A 17,335-nucleotide genomic window follows, 5' to 3' on the forward strand; every position below is an offset into this window, starting at 1 on the left:
AGAGCCCTAATGCATATGACCCGCGAGCAAACCTTACATGCCGAAAACCATCCTCATTGTGGAAGACGACGACCTCCTGAGAGACCTAACTGCCGAGAGCCTCTCGTCACTCTACGCCGTTGCTATGACGTGCTGCGCAAATGCTGACGAGGCGTTGCATTACCTTTGCAATAAGGATGTCCCTAGCTTGGTGATGACCGATATTCATATGCCTGGAAGCATGGACGGTTTAGGCCTTGCACACGAGATTTGGCGTCGATGGCCTACCCTGCCAGTGATTCTGACTTCGGGCGACGCAGTAATCGACACCGGTTTGCTGCCTGCTCGGACAGCATTTCTCCCCAAACCTTGGGAGATTTCTGATCTCGCCTCGCTGATCAACAAATTAGTAACGCTCCCGCCGCAAGTAGAAGCTTGATCCAAAGAACGCTGCCTACCCCTTCCATGCTTCGTATTTGGCTAGCAGCGGTTGAACGCTCAATCCATGTAGCAGAATGCTCAACGCCACCACCGACAAAACCAAGCTAATGCTCTGTGCGGCCAAGGTGGGAAGCAGCCCATGATTGAGGGCATAGAACAGGTAGTAGAAGCTGCCGATACCTCGGATGCCAAACCACCCCAGAAGCCCGCGCTGACGGATATCCAGCATTCCCCGAGCCGGGAAAAGCAGAATGCTGACGGGGCGAATGACAAAGAACAAGGCGCCGGCTACCAGCACTGCCCGCCAGTCCCAATGTTCAATGAGCACTACCCCGAGCATGGTGACGAGAAACACTTCCAGTGCCCGCTCGATCAAGCTACCGAATGCCAGCATGTCCCCCAACATTATCCCCGCTGCCACCTGTGAGTCATCGAGCCCTTCCACATCACCTTTGACGGCCAGCTCCGGCGCGACATGCTGGTGTCCTACCACAGGCTGTACTAGATGCTCGGCAGCTGGATCCTCGGGGCTATTTGAGGTGTGAACCTCCGCCTGGCGCAAACCGAGGCCCGCAGCGAACACCGCGAGAAACCCATAGGCCTGAATAGTCTCGGCGCTCACATAAGCCAGCGCGATCAGGGCAAGGGCGAGATAGTCGTTGGGCGACACGGTGCTGTCGTCGTTGCGCAAACGCAAGAAAAGCGTGAGTTTGCCCAAGCCACGCCCCATCCAATAGCCCAGCAGCAGACCTGCAGTGACTGCCCACAGCATGTCCTTGAGGAGCCAGCTAGAGAACCAGGCTTGCCCGGTATCCTGTTGCAGGAACAGGCCGAGGATGACGAAGGGAAAAGCCACTCCATCGTTGAGCCCTGCCTCACCGGACAGGCTGAAACGGACAGGATCATCGTCCTGGGCATCAACCACCTGTACCAGGGTTGCCAGCACCGGGTCTGTGGGTGCCAGGATAGCTCCAATCAGAACGGACACTCCCCACCCCAGGTGGAGGCCGTAATGCAGCACCAGCGTTACCCCACCGATGCAGAGCAACATCACCGGCCCCGCCAGATAGAAAGCGCTCAACCAGCTGCGGTTGTGCAAGGGCAAGCGCAACTTCAGGCCACTGAAGAACAGCGAAAACAACACCGCGACTTCGGTGAGGTGCTCCATCCAGCCACTCGACTTGCTCAAGTCGAGCTGTAGGAAACCCAGGCCCGATGTTCCCAGAGCCATACCTAAGCCAAGGCACACAACGGACGTTGTAACTGGAATCCAGCGCAGGTACGAGGATGAAAGCGAGAGTAGCAGGAGCACTGCACCCAGCATGGCGAACCAGACGATGAAGGTCATCTGCGCAGAAGCCTTGGGAGAATTTTCGATTATTTTTTGACTTTCTGGCTAAACACGTCGTTCCGCTGCACTTACTACGTTCGTCCATCATCACGGCGAAATGTAAAAAAAGATTTCAGCGCTCCTCTGCTGTCAAAACCGATAGGTCGCATTGGAGTTATCGTCATGAAATTCGCCCAGTTCTGCCAATCGCTCGCTAACCACGCCGGTAAACCGAGTACCTTCTTGATCGCCGTGGTACTAATTGCCACATGGGCTGCATCCGGGCCCTGGTTTCACTACAACGACACCTGGCAACTCATCGTTAATACGTCGACCACCATCATCACATTCCTGATGGTTTTCCTGATTCAGAATACCCAGAACCGGGACAACGACATCATCCACGTGAAGCTCGACGAGCTTATCCGTGCTACAAAATCCGCAGAGCAGTCGGTGCTCGATCTTGAAGCACTCGACAATCGAGAAATCCATAAACTTCGCAAGGAATATCAGGCGATGGGCAGCCACTGCGAGACGCCCCACCAAATGTCTAGCGAGCAGCGGGCGGACGATGCAGATCGAGACAACCTGCAGCGCTAAAGAGCGTTATGGTCGGACGATGCGGGCAGAGCTGGCGGAACACTTGCAGAGCTGAGCGCCTGGTTAATAGCTTCAGCGAGCTCGTCAATTGACCATGGTTTGAACAGGTAAGTGACAGGTGGGGTGACCTGCGATGGATCAAGCTGATAGCCCGAGGTGAGAATGGCTGGTAATCTTGGCCACCTTTCGTGGGCCATGGAGATGAACTCCATGCCTTTGATGCTTCCAGGAACACCGTGATCGGCGACGATCAACGAGCAGTCGCTCCCAAGTCCCATCAAGTGAATCAAAGCGTCTTCGGCGTTATCGAAGGCATCGCAGGCGGCGCCCAACTCGATTAGGATCTCCACCAGCAGGGTCTGAAGCGTTGGATCATCTTCCACGACAACTACTGTCTTCCCTGATAGCGATAAACTCTCGATGTCAAGCTTCATCACCCTCTCCAGTCCATAATTGATTCTTTGAGTGTTCCACTCATCTGGACGCGCGTCGATGGAGGCCAATCGCCGTCATCCGCTCAATGGCCTTCCGACACTGACAAATAGCCAAGCGCCTCTCGCATGAAAATCTCCACCGTCTTAGGGCCTATACCCTCGAAGCTTAGCAGCCAGCGCTTGAAGTTCTCACAACCTGGATCGTCCCGCAGCGCCTCAAGTTGAACACCCAATTCCGCGTCTACCTTCTTACCAAGGGCATGCAATCGTCGGGCAGTGGATTCATCGTATCGCGCATACCCAGCCTGCCCGAGCAGCCTCACAAGGGTCGCATGTGTGGCCTGCGCAAGCTTTTGCGGCGTATCAAGCCCCTGCTGATCGACAAGTATCCGGTACGCCCTCAAGGCGACAGTAGATCGTATGCGCTTGCCCATGAGAAAGCTGGCCATCAACCACCTGAACACACCCCCGACATCCGTGACTTCGATGCCGAGATCACAGGCATTTACGGTCTTCAACCTTTACTACGGCGCGGGTCAGCAGATCGTGGGTAGGTGCGCTCCTCTTCGATAGTGCCATCCGCCTTATGGATCTTCACCGATGCCGTCTTGCCATCAAAGAAATCTGCGAGGGCGCTGACCAATTCATGCTTAGTCGCCGCTCGCTTGGAGGCGCGTTCAGCACCGGCTTTCTTCAATTCCCATCCATTTGCTGTAGGGCTGAGGTGGTAATTGTCCATCGTGTGCTCCTCCTGGCTCATATGGGTTGGCCGTCATCCTCAATGTCTTCCTCTGCCTCGGCTGCTTCAGTGGCATCAGCGTCATTCAAAGGAGGCGACGTGGGCTTTTCCGGATCGTTAATGAAAGGTAAGTCGCTTGGGCCTTTCTCTTCAGAGCCTTCGGTTTTAGGCTGCATAGCAACATCTCCAAAAAAGTGGCCGGCCTCAGGGGTTCAGGCACCTTCTCCAGCACCTGAAAATTTGCCGACATCGATAGGTTGGGGAATGAATTCAGGGCCATTGCCGGCAAGTCGCCACTTCACGTTCGCGATGCCATAGCCCTCTGCCATTGGACGACTGACCAGCTTGATGTTCTGCTGACTGAATCGCGGGATGATGCCAACACCGGCATCGCAACTAGCCCAGTGCCAGGCCACGGGATCGTCCATTTTTTCCAAGCGAATAATGAACGCCCGGCTCTCGCCATGGAGTGTGTAATCGATAACAAATAATTGCTGCCCAGGCACGTGAGTATCTCCCTTTGACCCAAATTTACAGAGGGGGATGTACGCGTAAAAATTCAATTGAAAAGTCAGACGGCAGACCCTGCGCTCAACCACCGGCCACCCACCAACAGATTGGACTGAAGTCCATTGGTCATCCCTTAGGAACACGTACTGCCTCGGCAACCTCCATGGCTATACCAGCATACGGAGGTCGTGGTCATGATTGATCCAACAACAGGCATGAAGGCGGGTGAGCGTTACTCCGTGGAGAACGTCGAACGCGCTCACCAGTTTCCAGGCTTCTTCCTCGATGGAAAATACTACCTCGGCCCCGAGTTACTCACAGCCGTTGGCTGGCTGGAGGGCAAGCGCTTCATTTACGACAACCTCGATGCTGCAGGCGAACCGGTTTTTCCAGGTCGCGCAGCGGGAGACATTGAAAACCTGACACTGACCCTGGTGGACGGCACAGCGTTGAAGCTGAACCAATTGGACGTCAGCGCCACGGCTGAGGAGGTTGAGCCCGTCGCTCAGTCCAGTCCGGACACACCATTGAACCGCAGTTCCGACGCACTGGAGTCCTCCGAGAATCTGTCCACGCCAACAGGTAGGCCGGGAAGCATGGACGGCATCGGCCTAACCCCTAAAGACAAGATACCGCTGTTGCTAAGTGCGGCAGTCATCGGTCTGCTCGCGGGACTTCTCATCGCTCATGCCCAACGTCGACGCCGTTGAGGCCTCCCCTGTCAGCTTTATCGAAAATGGAGATTCAAAGATGAGTACACAACTGAGTGGCAAGCGCGTTGCCTTCCTGGTGACTGATGGTTTTGAACAAGTCGAGTTAACAGGGCCTCGTGAGGCCTTGGAGAAAGCTGGTGCGGTGATCGACATCCTCGCTGATAAGGAAGGCACTGTGCGTGGTTGGAATCACGACAAGCCCGCCGACGAGTTTGCCGTGGATGCAACCTTCGAAGGTGCCCAACTCGATCTCTATGATGCCCTCGTGCTGCCCGGCGGCGTTCAGAACTCCGACACGATTCGCTTGATCCCCGGTGCGCAGAACCTGGTGAAGAGCCACGACGCGGCTGGCAAGCCGCTGGCCGTCATCTGCCACGGAGGCTGGCTCCTGGTGTCCAGTGGCTTGGCCAAAGGCAAGCGGATGACAAGCTACAAGACATTGCAGGACGACATTCGCAATGCGGGCGGCAATTGGGTGGATGAGCAGGTTGTAGTGGACGGCAACCTGATCACCAGCCGCCAGCCAGACGATATTCCGGCTTTCAACGAACAGTTGATCAAAGCGCTGGCAGGCTGAGTCCAGCTTTCTGCTTCGCGCCCTCCGGTGATGCCTCAGGCACCTGGAGGGCGCGGGTCACGCCAGCTGGATGTAGTGGAGCCTCACACAGAAAGCGCGACACGGGTCAGCGGTAGAGCCGACCAATTCCCGATAATTCAATGGAGATAGAAGGAGTGACCGCCCGTCGTTCAAACCCTGAATTCATCTCAACGTCGGCCCTTAGCTCCGTTCGAACGATAACAAGCGTTCTCAACTGCAGGAGCTTCCACCATGCGAGACTTCCCTACCCCGCCCTTCCCTTCACAGCCTCAAAATGTCCCCGGCTCACAGCGCAAGATGGAGCCCTACCCGGATTGTGGTGAGCAATCGTATACCGGCCACAATCGACTCGAAGGCAAGATTGCACTCATCACCGGAGCAGACAGCGGCATCGGGCGGGCAGTAGCGATTGCCTATGCCCGTGAAGGAGCCGACGTCGCCATCGCTTATCTGAATGAGCATGAAGACGCCCAAGAAACCGCGCGCTGGGTTGAGTCCGCAGGCCGTCAATGCCTGCTGTTGCCCGGAGACCTGGCGCAGAAACAGCACTGCTACGACATCGTCGAAAAGACCGTTAGCCAGTTCGGGCGCATCGACATCCTGGTCAACAACGCGGCGTTCCAGATGTCCCACGAGACCTTGGAAGAAATCGACGATGACGAATGGGTGAAGACCTTCGATACCAACATCACCGCGATCTTCAGGATTTGCCAGGCGGCTCTGCCTTCCATGCCCAAGGGAAGCTCGATCATCAATACGAGCTCGGTCAATTCCGACGATCCATCCCCCAGCCTGCTGGCCTATGCCACGACCAAGGGAGCCATTGCCAACTTCACTGCTGGCTTGGCTCAGTTGCTAGCCAAGAAAGGCATCAGGGTCAACAGCGTCGCGCCAGGCCCTATTTGGACGCCTTTGATTCCGGCAACCATGCCGGACGAGGCCGTCAAGAACTTCGGTTCCAGCTACCCGATGGGGCGCCCGGGGCAGCCGGTCGAAGTCGCGCCGATCTACGTGCTGCTGGGCTCCGACGAGGCCAGCTACATCAGTGGCTCACGTTACGCAGTGACTGGCGGTAAACCGATCCTTTAGGGATGCTCCGATCAACTTGTCGTGCAGCCGCGGCAAGTTGCAATTTTCCAGGCACCTACAGCGTCATTGGACGAAAAGTGACCGAAAAATCATGTACGGAGAGCTTTTTCGACCGGTTCTCCGTGTTAAACGCGAACCTCACCCATACCCATGAGCTGTTTTCGAACCCTCCACAGGTTTGCCAGGGCGAACAGCGTGGTCAACTGAGCCGTGTTTTTCATCAGCCCACGAAAACGTACTTTCACGTAACCAAACTGCCGCTTGATCACGCGAAACGGATGCTCGACCTTGGCCCGTGTCTGAGCCTTGCAGAACTCGATCTTGCGCTTGGCTTTGTACAGTACGCTGCGCTGGTTCAGCTTGGAATAGGTGCTGCGACGCGCTGCAATCTGCCAGATCACCCCCCGATTTTCATGCTCTTCGCGCCTTTCGACACCGGTGTAACCGGCATCTGCATACACGGCGTTTTCTTCGCCATGCAGCAGTTCAGCCACCTGCGTGACATCGGCCACATTGGCAGCGGTGCCATGGACGTGATGCACCAGGCCGGACTCGACATCGGCACCGATGTGCGCCTTCATCCCGAAGAAATACTGACCGCCTTTCTTGGTCTGGTGCATCTCGGGATCACGCTTGCCTTCTTTATTTTTGGTCGAGCTGGGGGCATGAATAATGGTGGCATCGACGATGGTGCCTTGGCGCAGCGACAGGCCTTTTTCCTGCAGATAACCATTGATGACCGCAAGGATTGCCGGTGCGAGCTGATGCTTCTCCAGCAAGTGCCGGAAGTTCATGATCGTGGTGTCTTCGGGGATTGGCGCGCTCAGCGTCAGGCGTGCGAACTGGCGCATGGGCGTGATTTCGTAGAGCGCTTCTTCCATGGCCGGGTCGCTCAGGGAGAACCAGTTCTGCAACAGATGGATGCGCAGCATGGTTTCCAGAGGATAGGGTTTTCTACCGCCGCCGGCCTTGGGGTAGAACGGTTCGATCAGCTCCAGCAGGCCTGCCCAGGGCACCACCTGATCCATTTCGGCGAGGAAGCGCTCTCGGCGGGTTTGCTTGCGCTTGCCGGCGTACTCAAAGTCGGAAAAGCTCATCTGGCTCATGGGCGGCTCGGATCAGGTGTTGCGGGGATTCTCGCATAACTGAAGGCTTGTTCGGAGATTCCCTAGCGAAAAGAGGCTCGCCGAGTTGGCGAGCCTCAAACCCTTTTCGTGGGCAGTTTCAGCGTTTTTGCTGATCGTGATCACGGGCCGTTTTTTGCGCCGTGGAGTCGTGGGCTGTCCCCGTTGATCCGTCCGGACGATGAGCATCGTTGTCTCGCTCCTCTTCCCCATGCGGCCTCGTCTGCGCACCTGCATTTTGCCTATCGCTCTCATTCTTCATCTTGCTCTCCTACCCTTGTCTTTGAATAAAAGAAGCCAATGTACGAGGCAAAGTTCAGGTCAGGTTCACTCCCCGAGATAGCCGGGCATTAGATGCGATGAATCGCCCCTGGTTTTCTAGACACTCTCCAAGCTCAGGAAATAGCGTTTCTCATACTCTACTGGAGACAGCTGCATAGCACTGCTGTGTCGGCGTTTAGGGTTATAGAACATCTCGATGTAATCGAAAATATCACTTCGGGCTTCTTCACGGGTTGTGTAGATCTTTCGTCGGATTCGCTCTCGCTTCAAAAGCTGGAAAAAGCTCTCGGCTACGGCATTGTCGTGGCAGTTTCCCCGCCGGCTCATGCTGCTGATTACATTGTTGGCCTTCAAAAAGCTTTTCCAATCCGAGCTACTGAACTGACTGCCTTGATCTGAGTGAATCATAACTTGCTGCTGAGGCTTGCGTCGCCAAACAGCCATCAACATCGCGTCGATAGCCAGGTCGCTGCACATCCTTGGCTTCATTGACCAACCAATTACTTGGCGTGAGAACAGATCCAGCACTACCGCGAGGTAGAGCCACCCTTCATAGGTGCGGATGTAAGTGATATCTGTCACCCAGACCTTGTTCGGCTCACTTACCTTGAACTGCCGCGCGAGGTGGTTGGGCGAGGCCACTGTTGGTTTTCCACCATAGAACCCTGGACGCCGCCGATAGCCCGTTTGAGAACGCAGTCCCTCCGCCTGCATCAAGCGCCTGACTCGATTTCGGCCGCATTCCTCTCCCAGCTCACGCAGGTCATCGTGAATTTTGCGGTAGCCGTATACACCTCCGCTTTCCAGCCAAGCGTGTTTGATCAAGCCAAGCAGACGTTGATCTTCTTTTGCTCGGGCAGATTGAGGCTCGGCCAGCCAGGCGTAATAGCCGCTGGGGTGCACCTTGAGGGTTTGGCAAAGGCGCCGCACCGGGTAATCAGTCGAGTGCTTCTTGATGAAGGCGTACTTCAGCCGCACTCCTTGGCAAAGTACGCGGCGGCCTTTTTTAAGATGTCTCGCTCTTCCGTCACGCGCTTGAGTTCAGCGCGTAGCTTGCGCAGTTCGGCCTGCTGATCGTCGTCTTGCTGACGCTGCTCTTGGGGCTTGCTGTAGACCTTGATCCAGGCGTAAAGACTGTGCACGGACATGCCCAGGCGCTGGGCGACATCGGCGACAGGTTTGCCTTTCTCGGTCACTTGCTTGACCGCTTCGATCTTGAATTCTTCGGGGTAACGCTGACGACTCATGGCACCTCCTATTTGGGCCTCATTATGAGGCTTGGAGGTGTCTACGAAACCAGGGGCGATTCACCCAGCCACCGGTGCATTCAACGGACTCAGCTTGCCCCGCGCAAATCAGACAACTCATGTAAGCCCCCTTTTGTTCTTGTTCCCTGCAGGGTAAATGCGAGGCAACGAAGCTCCCTTGTGTCTCGCTTTACATGAGATATCCATGCCAATTCTAAATTCCCTCTATTTACGCAGCGCTCACATAAGACGAACCAGACGCCAGATAGCCCTGTCGGAATGAGAACACGTGATCTCGAAGGCATGCTGATGGAAAGAGAACCGGTAGAAGCTCAACAGTGTTGCCGCTGACCGAAAACTGACCCAGTTTCGCCCGTTGTGCTGACTGAAAACTGACCCAGGTGTTCCACTGCACCTGCTCAATTTTTGAGCAGGAGAACACAGGGTGATCAGCATGGAAATGATGGGCAAAATTCGGCGGATGTATTTCCGCGACAAGCTGTCGTTGCATGAGATAGCCAAGCGCACCGGACTGTCGCGCAACACCATCCGAAAATGGGTCAGAGCGCCGGAGTCCAAACAGCCGGTTTATCAGCGTCGAGCCGTGTTCAACAAGCTCAGTCCCTTTCACGAGATGTTGGAGCAAGCGCTGCGGGCTGATGCCTTAAGGGCCAAGCAACATCGTCGCAGTGCCAAGGCGCTGCTGGCCATGATCCGCGCTGAAGGCTATGACGGCGGCTACAGCCAGCTCACTGCCTTCGTTCGTCATTGGCGCGGAGAGCAAGGCAAGGCGGTACGGGCATTTGTGCCGTTGGCATTCGCCTTGGGCGAGGCCTTCCAGTTCGATTGGAGCGAGGAAGGCCTGCTGGTTGGCGGTGTTTTCAGGCGCGTCCAGGTCGCGCACATGAAGCTATGTGCCAGCCGAGCTTTCTGGCTAGTGGCCTATCCCAGCCAAGGGCATGAAATGCTGTTCGATGCCCATACCCGCTCATTCGCCGCCTTAGGTGGCGTGCCGCGTCGCGGCATCTACGACAACATGAAAACTGCGGTCGACAAGGTCTCCAAGGGTAAAGGCCGCACGGTCAATGCTCGCTTCATGGTGATGTGCTCGCACTACCTGTTCGACCCGGACTTCTGCAACGTAGCGTCCGGCTGGGAAAAAGGTATCGTCGAAAAGAATGTCCAAGACAGTCGGCGCCGCATCTGGCTGTCCGCCCGCGACAATACTTTCCATAGCTTCGAAGAGTTGAATGCCTGGCTTGCCCAGCGCTGCCGGGCTCTCTGGCATGAGCTGATTCATCCGCAGTACAACGGCCTTACCGTCGCAGAAGTCTTGGAATTGGAGCGCGTCGAAATGATGCCGATGCCGACGCCTTTCGACGGATATGTAGAACGCACGGTTCGCGTTTCCAGCACCTGTCTGATCAACGTGGCTCGCAACCGCTATTCAGTACCCTGTGAGCGTGTTGGCCAGTGGGTCAGCAGTCGGCTCTATCCCTCGCGAATCGTCGTGATTGCCGATGAGGGTGTGATTGCTAGCCATGAGCGCCTGTTTGATCGCGATCAGGTCAGCTACGACTGGCAACACTACATCCCCCTCATTGAACGCAAACCGGGGGCCCTACGCAATGGTGCCCCGTTTGCCGATCTGCCTAAGCCACTACGCCTGCTCAGGCGCGGGCTGCTGCGGAATCTACAGGGTGACCGGGTTATGACCCAGGTCTTGGCCGCCGTGCCCATCGCTGGCCTGGATGCTGTTCTCGTAGCGGTTGAGCTGGTTTTGGAGTCTGGCAGCCTGAGCGCTGACCACATCCTCAACATCGTGGCCCGTCTGACCGCTCGTGAAGCACCACCCTCGGTCGAAACCAACCTGCAACTGAACGTTACCCCTGTTGCCAATACCGCACGCTATGACCGGTTGCGCAGCACGGATGAGGAGGTGCGCAATGCGTGATCTCACAGAGGAACTCAAAGACTTACGCCTGCACGGCATGGCCGATGCCTGGGCAGAGCTGGCCGCACAAGGCGAATCTTCCACTGCGTCATCGAAATGGCTGATCGAGCATCTCCTTGATCAAGAGCACGCCGACCGAGCAGTACGCTCGGTGCATCATCAGATGAGCATGGCGAAACTGCCCATGCACCGTGACCTGGCTGGCTTCGACTTCGGTGTATCCAGCGCCGATGTCCGATTGATCAGGGAACTGTCCACTCTGGCCTTCACCGACACAGCGCAAAATGTGGTGTTCATCGGTGGCCCTGGCACCGGTAAAACGCACCTCGCTACTGCCTTGGCAGTGGCCGGCATCACCCAACATAACAAGCGTGTGCGTTTTCACTCCACAGTCGATCTGGTCAACCTGCTGGAGCGTGAAAAACATGAGGGCAAGACAGGGCGTATCGCCCGAGGACTACTGCGTGCAGATCTGGTAATCCTTGATGAGCTTGGCTACCTACCTTTCAGTCAGAGCGGCGGAGCCCTGCTGTTCCACCTGCTTTCGAAGCTTTACGAGCACACCAGCGTGATCATCACCACCAACCTCAGCTTCGCCGAGTGGTCGAGCGTATTTGGCGACGCCAAGATGACCACGGCCTTGCTCGACCGATTGACACACCACTGCCACATCGTCGAGACGGGGAATGAATCATACCGCCTGCAAAACAGCACCTTGGTGGCCAAGACCAAGATCCAGGCGAGGGAGCGCAGACGGCAGGATGTCGAGGAATCGGAGGACGACCCGTTTTGACCTCTTTGGGCTGGCCTTGCTGAGTGCAGGGTCAGCACTTTCACGACGCTGTCGACTGCTAGGCTTATCCACAATTGCCGGGGTCTAAATCGGCAAGCAGCCCTGGGTCATTTTTCAATCGGCAGGGTGGGTCAGTTTTCAATCAGCGCCGACATATGGCCGAAGATCCAGGCATCAGCCTGCGAAACTAGGTCACCCCACTGGTTGAAGTACGCAGCACCGAGGTGGCCCTCATGAGCATCACCAGCGACCGCTTCAATCGGGCAATGATGCGTGACGACGACCGTCTTGCCACCGAAGTCCTTAGCCAACTCCGTAGCCAGAAAGTCCCGCGCACAAATGTTGCGAGCGATGAGATCGACAGGGCGAAGCTTCCTAAAGCCCTCGCCGATTCGGATCTGCGTGAAGTCGCTCATCCACTCCCAGCACAACGACATCGCTACGCGGTAATCCCCTGTGGACGTAAAATCTGTCCACCCCGTCGCCGCTAAAAATCTCACATCACCAACGATCAGTGTATGGTTATCCAGAACATGAACATGCCCAGCTGCCGCCTGTTGCATCTTCGTCAGCGTTCGGTCTAAGTGCCCCCGGTAGAACTCGTGATTCCCAGGGACGTAGATCACTGGACAGTCGAACGCCGCGTTTGCCCACTCGACCCCTTGACCGCGCACAGAGATGTCACCCGCGAGCACGACCAGCTCGACGTCCAGCATAGGTGGCACGAACTCGGAGAACTCGTTGTGTAGGTCGGAGTAAACCGCAATCTTCATACCTCGCTCCATGATACAAGGGCTGGGTCGCTAATCCCGGGCCCGTCCGACGGACGCCCGGGCTTCAAGAACTGGGTCATCACGGACGAAATGACAGAACCATCTCGAGCGAGGCTTGCTTCTTGTATCCGTCGCCGATAAGCAGATAGACGGTGTTGCGAGTCTCAAAAATCCAAGGATGCTCATGCGAGATCGCGTACGTAGATCTCACCCAGCAACCAGGTACGAACCGTCCACGGCTGTCGTATATGACCTCATGAGCGAGCACAATCATCGGCGCGATCCCGTCCGGCAACGGCTCAACCTCATTCGCGGGAATCTCAACGATGATCCAACGCTTCACCAAGCAAAACGCTTTTCCTGGAAAGCGCTGCTCTGCTGCTTGAACCAGCTCTCCTCTATCGTCAGCCCAACCATGGACAACCTCGCCGCCGCCGTAAAGAAACTCTGTAACCTCATCCAACGTGACCGCCATGAATCAACCTCTCGCGCTCGAGTAGACGTGTCCTTCAGACGTGACAAATTCGTAAACCGGGGTCGGCTGGGTACCATCCTTGATCCGAATCTCGGAAAGCAGCTTCATCGAAAACTCGGATTGATTGGTCATCGCCGGTGGAGCAAGCAAATGAACTCGATTGACACTCAGGAAATCCACCGCATCCCCTTTGCACAGGGAGTCAACCACCTCAACGCTCGACACCAAACGCACAGACGGGCCTAGGCATCCATTCACGAAGCCACTTCCTTCAACGACAAAGTAATAGCAATCGGGATTGAGACTTGCTGAATCCCAAAACAGATTCAGGCTGTCCAGAGCTAAAAACTGCCCTCGGAGTTTGGTTCTTTGGGTGACCAGCACAACACACTCCACCTATCAATCGGGGCAACTAGCTAGCACTTCGCCCAGAAACGATTCATATAAATTGACAACTTTGCGCCCAGCAGTAAATGTCCATGCAGAACGCAAGTCATCTGTGGGAGCTAGTGAGACCACCATACCACCATTCCACATTCACTGCCTATAGTACGTGGATGTAGAGTTTTCAGTGTGGCCTTATGCTTCCCTTTGCGGGAAGCTCTCCCATGCCAACGCGATACACTCTGGCAGCAGTCCTTCGCACCACGCGTGCCGCTCGTGGCCTATCCCAAGAACAGCTCGCCTCCACGGTGGAGCCTAGTCATTTGCACAAGATCGAGCACGCGAAATCCAATGTCAGCCTCGAGATGCTCGAAGACATCAGTAAGCGCTTGGACGTCGATTCGGTGGCACTCCTCGCCGCTGCCGCCTCCTACGAACGCCAGGAATCACTCGAAGAGTTTATGACCCACCTCTGGGCGGAGCTGGGCAAGCTGGGTGAGATGCGTGTGATGGAAAGCCTGCCTGCGCAATTCTCGGGTAAAGCATTGATCGCAGCGAAATCAGGTAAGCCGCCAATCCCACCAGACAGAATTCAAGCAATCCTCGACTGCAAGGCAGAGGGCCTCACTCAAAAAGAGACCTCAGTGAAGCTGGAAATGCCATATTCCACAGTCCACAAGTTCTGGCACATGCCAGTTGCAGATCAGTGACGTAAGATGGCGGAACGCTATAGGTCGACCGCCACTTCACGTATGCGACATTGAGACGTGGTCATGCCTCACATCTAGATCATGTCCCCCTAGGCTTAGCTCTTGCAGTTGCTTGTGCGACAAGGGGATCGTCAGGCCAGAAATGCTTGGGGTACCTACCCTTCAAATCCTTCTTCACCTCAACGTAAGTGGAAGCCCAGAAGTTCGCCAAGTCTTGAGTAACCTGAACCGGTCGGCGAGCAGGCGATAGCAAGTGCAGCTTGAGCACTTGGCGACCATTAGCAATGCGCGGCGTATCCGCTTGCCCGAAGAGTTCCTGTAGCCTCACGGCAAGTACAGGGGGACGCTCACCATAGTCCACACGGATGTTCGATCCCGAGGGTACTGCAATCGTCTGAGGCGCCTGTGTGTCTAACTGTTGCGGCAGAGGCCAGGGCAACAAGTTGCGAATGATGCTGGACAGATCGAGCTGGCCAAAATGACTGAGCCGGGTCACCTTTCCCACGTATGGCCCCAACCACTCCTCCAGCGACTGCAGCAATGTTTTATCACGTAAATCAGGCCACGCACTCTTACTACCAGCTTCCTCATCAAGCACGCGCAGCAATTCGACCCTCGCCTGCCACTGACGGAGCTCAGGTGTCCACGGCAGAAGCTCCAGCCCTTTTCGACGCACGTAGTTGAGCAACGCTTGAACTCGCGCTTCATCACCTAGGTTCGTTAGCGGCGCGCGGGACAGAACCAACTCCCCTACTTTCACTTGTCGCTCAGCGCGGAGTCCCCCCTCCCGCTCATCCCATTCAAGTTCATCTACTTGGCTGACCTGGTCTTTCAAGACAGTGTCGAACAACGCTTCGTCTAGGTCGGCAGCGAGGTATATACGTTCCTCACGCTGGCCTTGCCGGCTACCCAAGTCGGCAATCACCAGCCAAGAATGCTTCATCAGTGCATCGGTCTCGGTGAACATCGCTGCACGACCATTTGCCAATCGATATTCAGCTCCACCCGCACGACGCTGTTGAGCGACCCTGTCGGGATACGCCAACGCAAGAAGGCAGCCCACCCACCTCGGGTGGTCTGAATCAGCGACTGATTGCGATCCTGAGCCACGCAAGAATGACCGATACTGCCTGGCGAGTTGCTTCGCACGTTGAGCACCACCTTGCTCACCTCTTTGCGCACGTTGCTCACCAGATAGGATGGCCAAACGACTATGAAGGTCTGCTCCGCCACCACGCTGAATATCGCGCTCACCGAGCAATGCTGCGATGTTGCACGCTGTCTCAGTCAGTCCCAGCTCGTGACCTCGCAGCAGGAGATGAGCAATCCGTGGATGACTCGGCAGCTCGGCCATCGCTTGGCCGTGCTTAGTAAGTTGCCCATCTGGTTGCAAGGCGCAGAGCCGTCGAAGCAAATCGTTCGCTTGCGAGTAAGCAGCTGCAGGTGGGGCATCAAGCCACTTCAGGTCACTTGGATGAACGCCCCATTTAGCAAGCTGCAGGGCTAAACCTGTGAGATCCGCTTGTTGAATTTCGGGCGAACTGAAACCCGCCATTTGGTCGTGCTGGGTTTCAGACCAGAGTCGATAGCAGACACCCGGTTCCAGTCGACCGGCACGCCCTGCCCGTTGGGTGGCACTGGCCTTGGATATCCGCTGAGTATCCAGCCGGGTCATGCCACTGCGAGGATCAAAACGCGGAACACGCTCAAGGCCAGCGTCGATGACCACACGCACACCGTCGATGGTCACACTGGTCTCTGCGATATTCGTGGCCAGCACAACCTTGCGCATGCCTGGAGGGGCGGGATCGATTGCAGCTCGCTGATGATTAAGATCGAGCTCGCCGTGCAGCGGGCAAAGCAGCGTGTTTTTCTGCAGCGACGGTGAGGCATTGAGCCCTTCCTCAAGCCCTGACAACACGCGGCGAATTTCGGCCTGGCCGGGAAGGAAAACCAGAAGGCTGCCGGCCTGATCGGTGAGGGCGTCCAGGCATGCGCTGATGACCCGGGGCTCGATGTACTCACCCGGTTGCTGCGGCTTGCTCCAGATGGTGGTGACCGGGAACATTCGACCCTCGCTCGTCACGATCGGAGCGTCATTCAGCAGGCGCGACAACCTTTCACCTTCGAGCGTTGCCGACATCAGCAGCACCTTCAATGGAGCATCGTCCCGGAAAAGCTCGCGCCCATTGAGCGTCAGCGCCAAACCGAGATCGGCATCCAAGTTTCGAAGGTGGAATTCGTCGAAGATCACCAGGCCGACACCTTCGAGGGCAGGATCGCTCTGCAGGCGGCGCGTAAGAATCCCCTCAGTCACCACCTCGATACGGGTTTTCGGCCCGACCTTGCTATCGAGGCGAATCCGATAGCCCACCGTTTCGCCAACCTTCTCACCAAGCTCGCTGGCCATTCGCTCCGCAGCGGCGCGTGCGGCAAGACGACGTGGTTCGAGCATGATGATCGTTTGGCCCTGCAGCCAGGACTCCTCGAGCAAAGCGAGCGGGACTTTCGTCGTTTTACCTGCACCAGGTGGCGCCTGCAGCACCACCTCATTGCGTTCGCGAAGGGCTTTGAGAAGAGCTGGCAACGCAGCGTCAATTGGCAACGAACTCATGTGTACTCCTGCTTAATGCTCGGCAGTATACAAGCGTTCGATAGGAGACAGAGGGCAGGTGAAGTCGGTGAAAAAGGGCGACCTTGGAAAAGCTAAGGCGACCTTGCTAGGGGCGCCTCGCCTAGCCGGCGCTACTCTCGCTTCGGCATGGTCTTGACGTTGGATAGACGCTTCAACTGATCCTCCAAAAGCCTCACCCGCTCTACAAGCTGGATGTTGTGCGTCATCACTTGATACAACTGCTCCCGCACTACATCCAGCTCACTACGAGCCTTGACGACCTTATCGTTAGCGCGCTTTATCTGAAGAGTTTTTGAGGCAGCCAAGTTACCGAAGCTAGTGCGGAACGCCTCAATCTGAGCAATCAATGCCTGGTGACTGGGTCTCTTTCTCTTGAGGTAGCCTCTGTCGAAACCGGCCTCAAAGCTGACGATCCCAGCAGTGATCTTCGTGCCATCAAGTCCAACGTGAGCAGCAACGTGAGGCTTCCCAGCCTTAAGACGCTCAAATGCCTCTACGCAGGCTTTTACACCATCACTCGCCATC

19 protein-coding genes and 1 pseudogene are annotated in these 17,335 nt (G+C 56.2%); 8 read left to right on the forward strand and 12 right to left on the reverse strand.

The window, feature by feature from the left end:
* Nucleotides 1-37: 37 nt before the first annotated feature.
* A complete protein-coding gene (locus ACOKS3_RS25825; RefSeq protein WP_028697817.1) occupies nt 38-418 on the forward strand; it encodes a response regulator in 381 nt (126 codons plus the stop codon).
* Nucleotides 419-433: 15 nt separating this feature from the next.
* Here the strand turns inward: ACOKS3_RS25825 and ACOKS3_RS25830 are convergent, their stop codons facing one another.
* Nucleotides 434-1,768: a cation:proton antiporter gene (locus tag ACOKS3_RS25830; RefSeq protein ID WP_028697818.1), complete on the reverse strand. Its 1,335-nt coding sequence runs from the start codon at nt 1,766-1,768 to the stop codon at nt 434-436.
* A 165-nt stretch (nt 1,769-1,933) separates the two neighbouring features.
* On the opposite strand from ACOKS3_RS25830, the gene ACOKS3_RS25835 reads away from it, so the two are divergent.
* Nucleotides 1,934-2,350 carry a low affinity iron permease family protein gene (locus ACOKS3_RS25835; protein WP_028697819.1) on the forward strand — a complete coding sequence of 139 codons (417 nt, stop codon included), beginning with the start codon at nt 1,934-1,936 and terminating at the stop codon, nt 2,348-2,350.
* Here the strand turns inward: ACOKS3_RS25835 and ACOKS3_RS25840 are convergent.
* The 4 genes from ACOKS3_RS25840 to ACOKS3_RS25855 all read right to left on the reverse strand — a co-directional run bounded on the left by ACOKS3_RS25840 (nt 2,347) and on the right by ACOKS3_RS25855 (nt 4,029).
* On the reverse strand, nt 2,347-2,784 hold the full coding sequence (locus ACOKS3_RS25840) for a response regulator (RefSeq protein ID WP_028697820.1): 438 nt from the start codon (nt 2,782-2,784) through the stop codon (nt 2,347-2,349). The two genes, ACOKS3_RS25835 and ACOKS3_RS25840, sit on opposite strands and share 4 nt — an antisense overlap.
* An 83-nt stretch (nt 2,785-2,867) precedes the next feature.
* A complete protein-coding gene (locus ACOKS3_RS25845; protein WP_028697821.1) occupies nt 2,868-3,302 on the reverse strand; it encodes an HhH-GDP family DNA glycosylase in 435 nt (144 codons plus the stop codon).
* Nucleotides 3,299-3,523, reverse strand: coding sequence for a DUF2188 domain-containing protein (locus ACOKS3_RS25850; RefSeq protein ID WP_028697822.1), 225 nt, complete (start codon nt 3,521-3,523; stop codon nt 3,299-3,301). Before ACOKS3_RS25850 ends, ACOKS3_RS25845 begins: the two co-directional genes overlap by 4 nt.
* 212 nt (nt 3,524-3,735) lie before the next feature.
* Entirely contained in the window at nt 3,736-4,029 is a 294-nt protein-coding gene (locus ACOKS3_RS25855) for a DUF6555 family protein (protein WP_028697823.1), read from the reverse strand.
* A 198-nt stretch (nt 4,030-4,227) separates the two neighbouring features.
* Here ACOKS3_RS25855 and ACOKS3_RS25860 point away from each other — a divergent pair.
* The 3 genes and pseudogenes from ACOKS3_RS25860 to ACOKS3_RS25870 all read left to right on the forward strand — a co-directional run.
* Nucleotides 4,228-4,492, forward strand: a pseudogene (locus tag ACOKS3_RS25860) (SDR family oxidoreductase); the annotation flags it as partial.
* Nucleotides 4,493-4,783: 291 nt separating this feature from the next.
* Nucleotides 4,784-5,323 (forward strand): type 1 glutamine amidotransferase domain-containing protein, encoded by a 540-nt coding sequence (locus tag ACOKS3_RS25865; protein ID WP_028697825.1) that lies wholly within the window; start codon nt 4,784-4,786, stop codon nt 5,321-5,323.
* A 252-nt stretch (nt 5,324-5,575) separates the two neighbouring features.
* A complete protein-coding gene (locus ACOKS3_RS25870; RefSeq protein WP_028697826.1) occupies nt 5,576-6,433 on the forward strand; it encodes an SDR family oxidoreductase in 858 nt (285 codons plus the stop codon).
* Nucleotides 6,434-6,558: 125 nt separating this feature from the next.
* Here the strand turns inward: ACOKS3_RS25870 and ACOKS3_RS25875 are convergent, their stop codons facing one another.
* Entirely contained in the window at nt 6,559-7,539 is a 981-nt protein-coding gene (locus ACOKS3_RS25875) for an IS5-like element ISPa41 family transposase (RefSeq protein ID WP_014003920.1), read from the reverse strand.
* 396 nt (nt 7,540-7,935) lie between these two features.
* A protein-coding gene (locus ACOKS3_RS25880; RefSeq protein WP_087535084.1) for an IS3 family transposase occupies nt 7,936-9,086 on the reverse strand; the annotation gives its coding sequence in 2 pieces (ribosomal slippage) (nt 7,936-8,852 and nt 8,852-9,086; 1,152 coding nt in all).
* A gap of 454 nt (nt 9,087-9,540) precedes the next feature.
* Between ACOKS3_RS25880 and istA the strand changes: the two genes are divergently transcribed.
* Nucleotides 9,541-11,040, forward strand: a complete 1,500-nt coding sequence (gene istA, locus ACOKS3_RS25885; RefSeq protein WP_169725187.1) for an IS21 family transposase — start codon at nt 9,541-9,543, stop codon at nt 11,038-11,040.
* Nucleotides 11,033-11,833, forward strand: coding sequence for an IS21-like element helper ATPase IstB (gene istB, locus ACOKS3_RS25890; RefSeq protein WP_013970780.1), 801 nt, complete (start codon nt 11,033-11,035; stop codon nt 11,831-11,833). The genes istA and istB overlap by 8 nt, the downstream gene beginning before the upstream one ends.
* A gap of 131 nt (nt 11,834-11,964) precedes the next feature.
* Here the strand turns inward: istB and ACOKS3_RS25895 are convergent, their stop codons facing one another.
* The 3 genes from ACOKS3_RS25895 to ACOKS3_RS25905 all read right to left on the reverse strand — a co-directional run bounded on the left by ACOKS3_RS25895 (nt 11,965) and on the right by ACOKS3_RS25905 (nt 13,465).
* Nucleotides 11,965-12,606, reverse strand: a complete 642-nt coding sequence (locus ACOKS3_RS25895) for a metallophosphoesterase (RefSeq protein ID WP_463581460.1) — start codon at nt 12,604-12,606, stop codon at nt 11,965-11,967.
* Between the two features lie 79 nt (nt 12,607-12,685).
* Nucleotides 12,686-13,081 carry a DUF6957 family protein gene (locus ACOKS3_RS25900; RefSeq protein ID WP_028698526.1) on the reverse strand — a complete coding sequence of 132 codons (396 nt, stop codon included), beginning with the start codon at nt 13,079-13,081 and terminating at the stop codon, nt 12,686-12,688.
* Between the two features lie 3 nt (nt 13,082-13,084).
* Nucleotides 13,085-13,465: a hypothetical protein gene (locus tag ACOKS3_RS25905; protein ID WP_028698525.1), complete on the reverse strand. Its 381-nt coding sequence runs from the start codon at nt 13,463-13,465 to the stop codon at nt 13,085-13,087.
* A 224-nt stretch (nt 13,466-13,689) separates the two neighbouring features.
* Here ACOKS3_RS25905 and ACOKS3_RS25910 point away from each other — a divergent pair, with 224 nt between their 5' ends.
* The gene (locus ACOKS3_RS25910; protein ID WP_028698524.1) at nt 13,690-14,175 is read left to right on the forward strand and encodes a helix-turn-helix domain-containing protein; all 486 of its coding nucleotides are present in this window, start codon (nt 13,690-13,692) and stop codon (nt 14,173-14,175) included.
* A gap of 79 nt (nt 14,176-14,254) precedes the next feature.
* Here ACOKS3_RS25910 and hrpB read toward each other — a convergent pair whose 3' ends face one another.
* Nucleotides 14,255-16,789 carry an ATP-dependent helicase HrpB gene (hrpB, locus tag ACOKS3_RS25915; RefSeq protein WP_028698523.1) on the reverse strand — a complete coding sequence of 845 codons (2,535 nt, stop codon included), beginning with the start codon at nt 16,787-16,789 and terminating at the stop codon, nt 14,255-14,257.
* A 131-nt stretch (nt 16,790-16,920) separates the two neighbouring features.
* Nucleotides 16,921-17,334, reverse strand: a complete 414-nt coding sequence (locus ACOKS3_RS25920) for a hypothetical protein (protein WP_028698522.1) — start codon at nt 17,332-17,334, stop codon at nt 16,921-16,923.
* Nucleotide 17,335 lies beyond the last annotated feature (1 nt).

The organism is Pseudomonas sp. HS6-2, from assembly GCF_049325675.2.
In the GTDB taxonomy this organism is placed as follows: Bacteria; Pseudomonadota; Gammaproteobacteria; order Pseudomonadales; family Pseudomonadaceae; genus Aquipseudomonas; species Aquipseudomonas putida_N.

Bases quoted from the DNA above. Each gene is read 5' to 3' on its own strand.
- ACOKS3_RS25825 (WP_028697817.1), top strand. From the start codon at position 38: ATGCCGAAAACCATCCTCATTGTGGAAGACGACGACCTCCTGAGAGAC.
- ACOKS3_RS25830 (WP_028697818.1), bottom strand. From the start codon at position 1,768: ATGACCTTCATCGTCTGGTTCGCCATGCTGGGTGCAGTGCTCCTGCTA.
- ACOKS3_RS25835 (WP_028697819.1), top strand. From the start codon at position 1,934: ATGAAATTCGCCCAGTTCTGCCAATCGCTCGCTAACCACGCCGGTAAA.
- ACOKS3_RS25840 (WP_028697820.1), bottom strand. From the start codon at position 2,784: ATGAAGCTTGACATCGAGAGTTTATCGCTATCAGGGAAGACAGTAGTT.
- ACOKS3_RS25850 (WP_028697822.1), bottom strand. From the start codon at position 3,523: ATGGACAATTACCACCTCAGCCCTACAGCAAATGGATGGGAATTGAAG.
- ACOKS3_RS25865 (WP_028697825.1), top strand. From the start codon at position 4,784: ATGAGTACACAACTGAGTGGCAAGCGCGTTGCCTTCCTGGTGACTGAT.
- ACOKS3_RS25870 (WP_028697826.1), top strand. From the start codon at position 5,576: ATGCGAGACTTCCCTACCCCGCCCTTCCCTTCACAGCCTCAAAATGTC.
- ACOKS3_RS25875 (WP_014003920.1), bottom strand. From the start codon at position 7,539: ATGAGCCAGATGAGCTTTTCCGACTTTGAGTACGCCGGCAAGCGCAAG.
- istA (WP_169725187.1), top strand. From the start codon at position 9,541: ATGGAAATGATGGGCAAAATTCGGCGGATGTATTTCCGCGACAAGCTG.
- istB (WP_013970780.1), top strand. From the start codon at position 11,033: ATGCGTGATCTCACAGAGGAACTCAAAGACTTACGCCTGCACGGCATG.
- ACOKS3_RS25895 (WP_463581460.1), bottom strand. From the start codon at position 12,606: ATGAAGATTGCGGTTTACTCCGACCTACACAACGAGTTCTCCGAGTTC.
- ACOKS3_RS25900 (WP_028698526.1), bottom strand. From the start codon at position 13,081: ATGGCGGTCACGTTGGATGAGGTTACAGAGTTTCTTTACGGCGGCGGC.
- ACOKS3_RS25910 (WP_028698524.1), top strand. From the start codon at position 13,690: ATGCCAACGCGATACACTCTGGCAGCAGTCCTTCGCACCACGCGTGCC.
- hrpB (WP_028698523.1), bottom strand. From the start codon at position 16,789: ATGAGTTCGTTGCCAATTGACGCTGCGTTGCCAGCTCTTCTCAAAGCC.
- ACOKS3_RS25920 (WP_028698522.1), bottom strand. From the start codon at position 17,334: ATGGCGAGTGATGGTGTAAAAGCCTGCGTAGAGGCATTTGAGCGTCTT.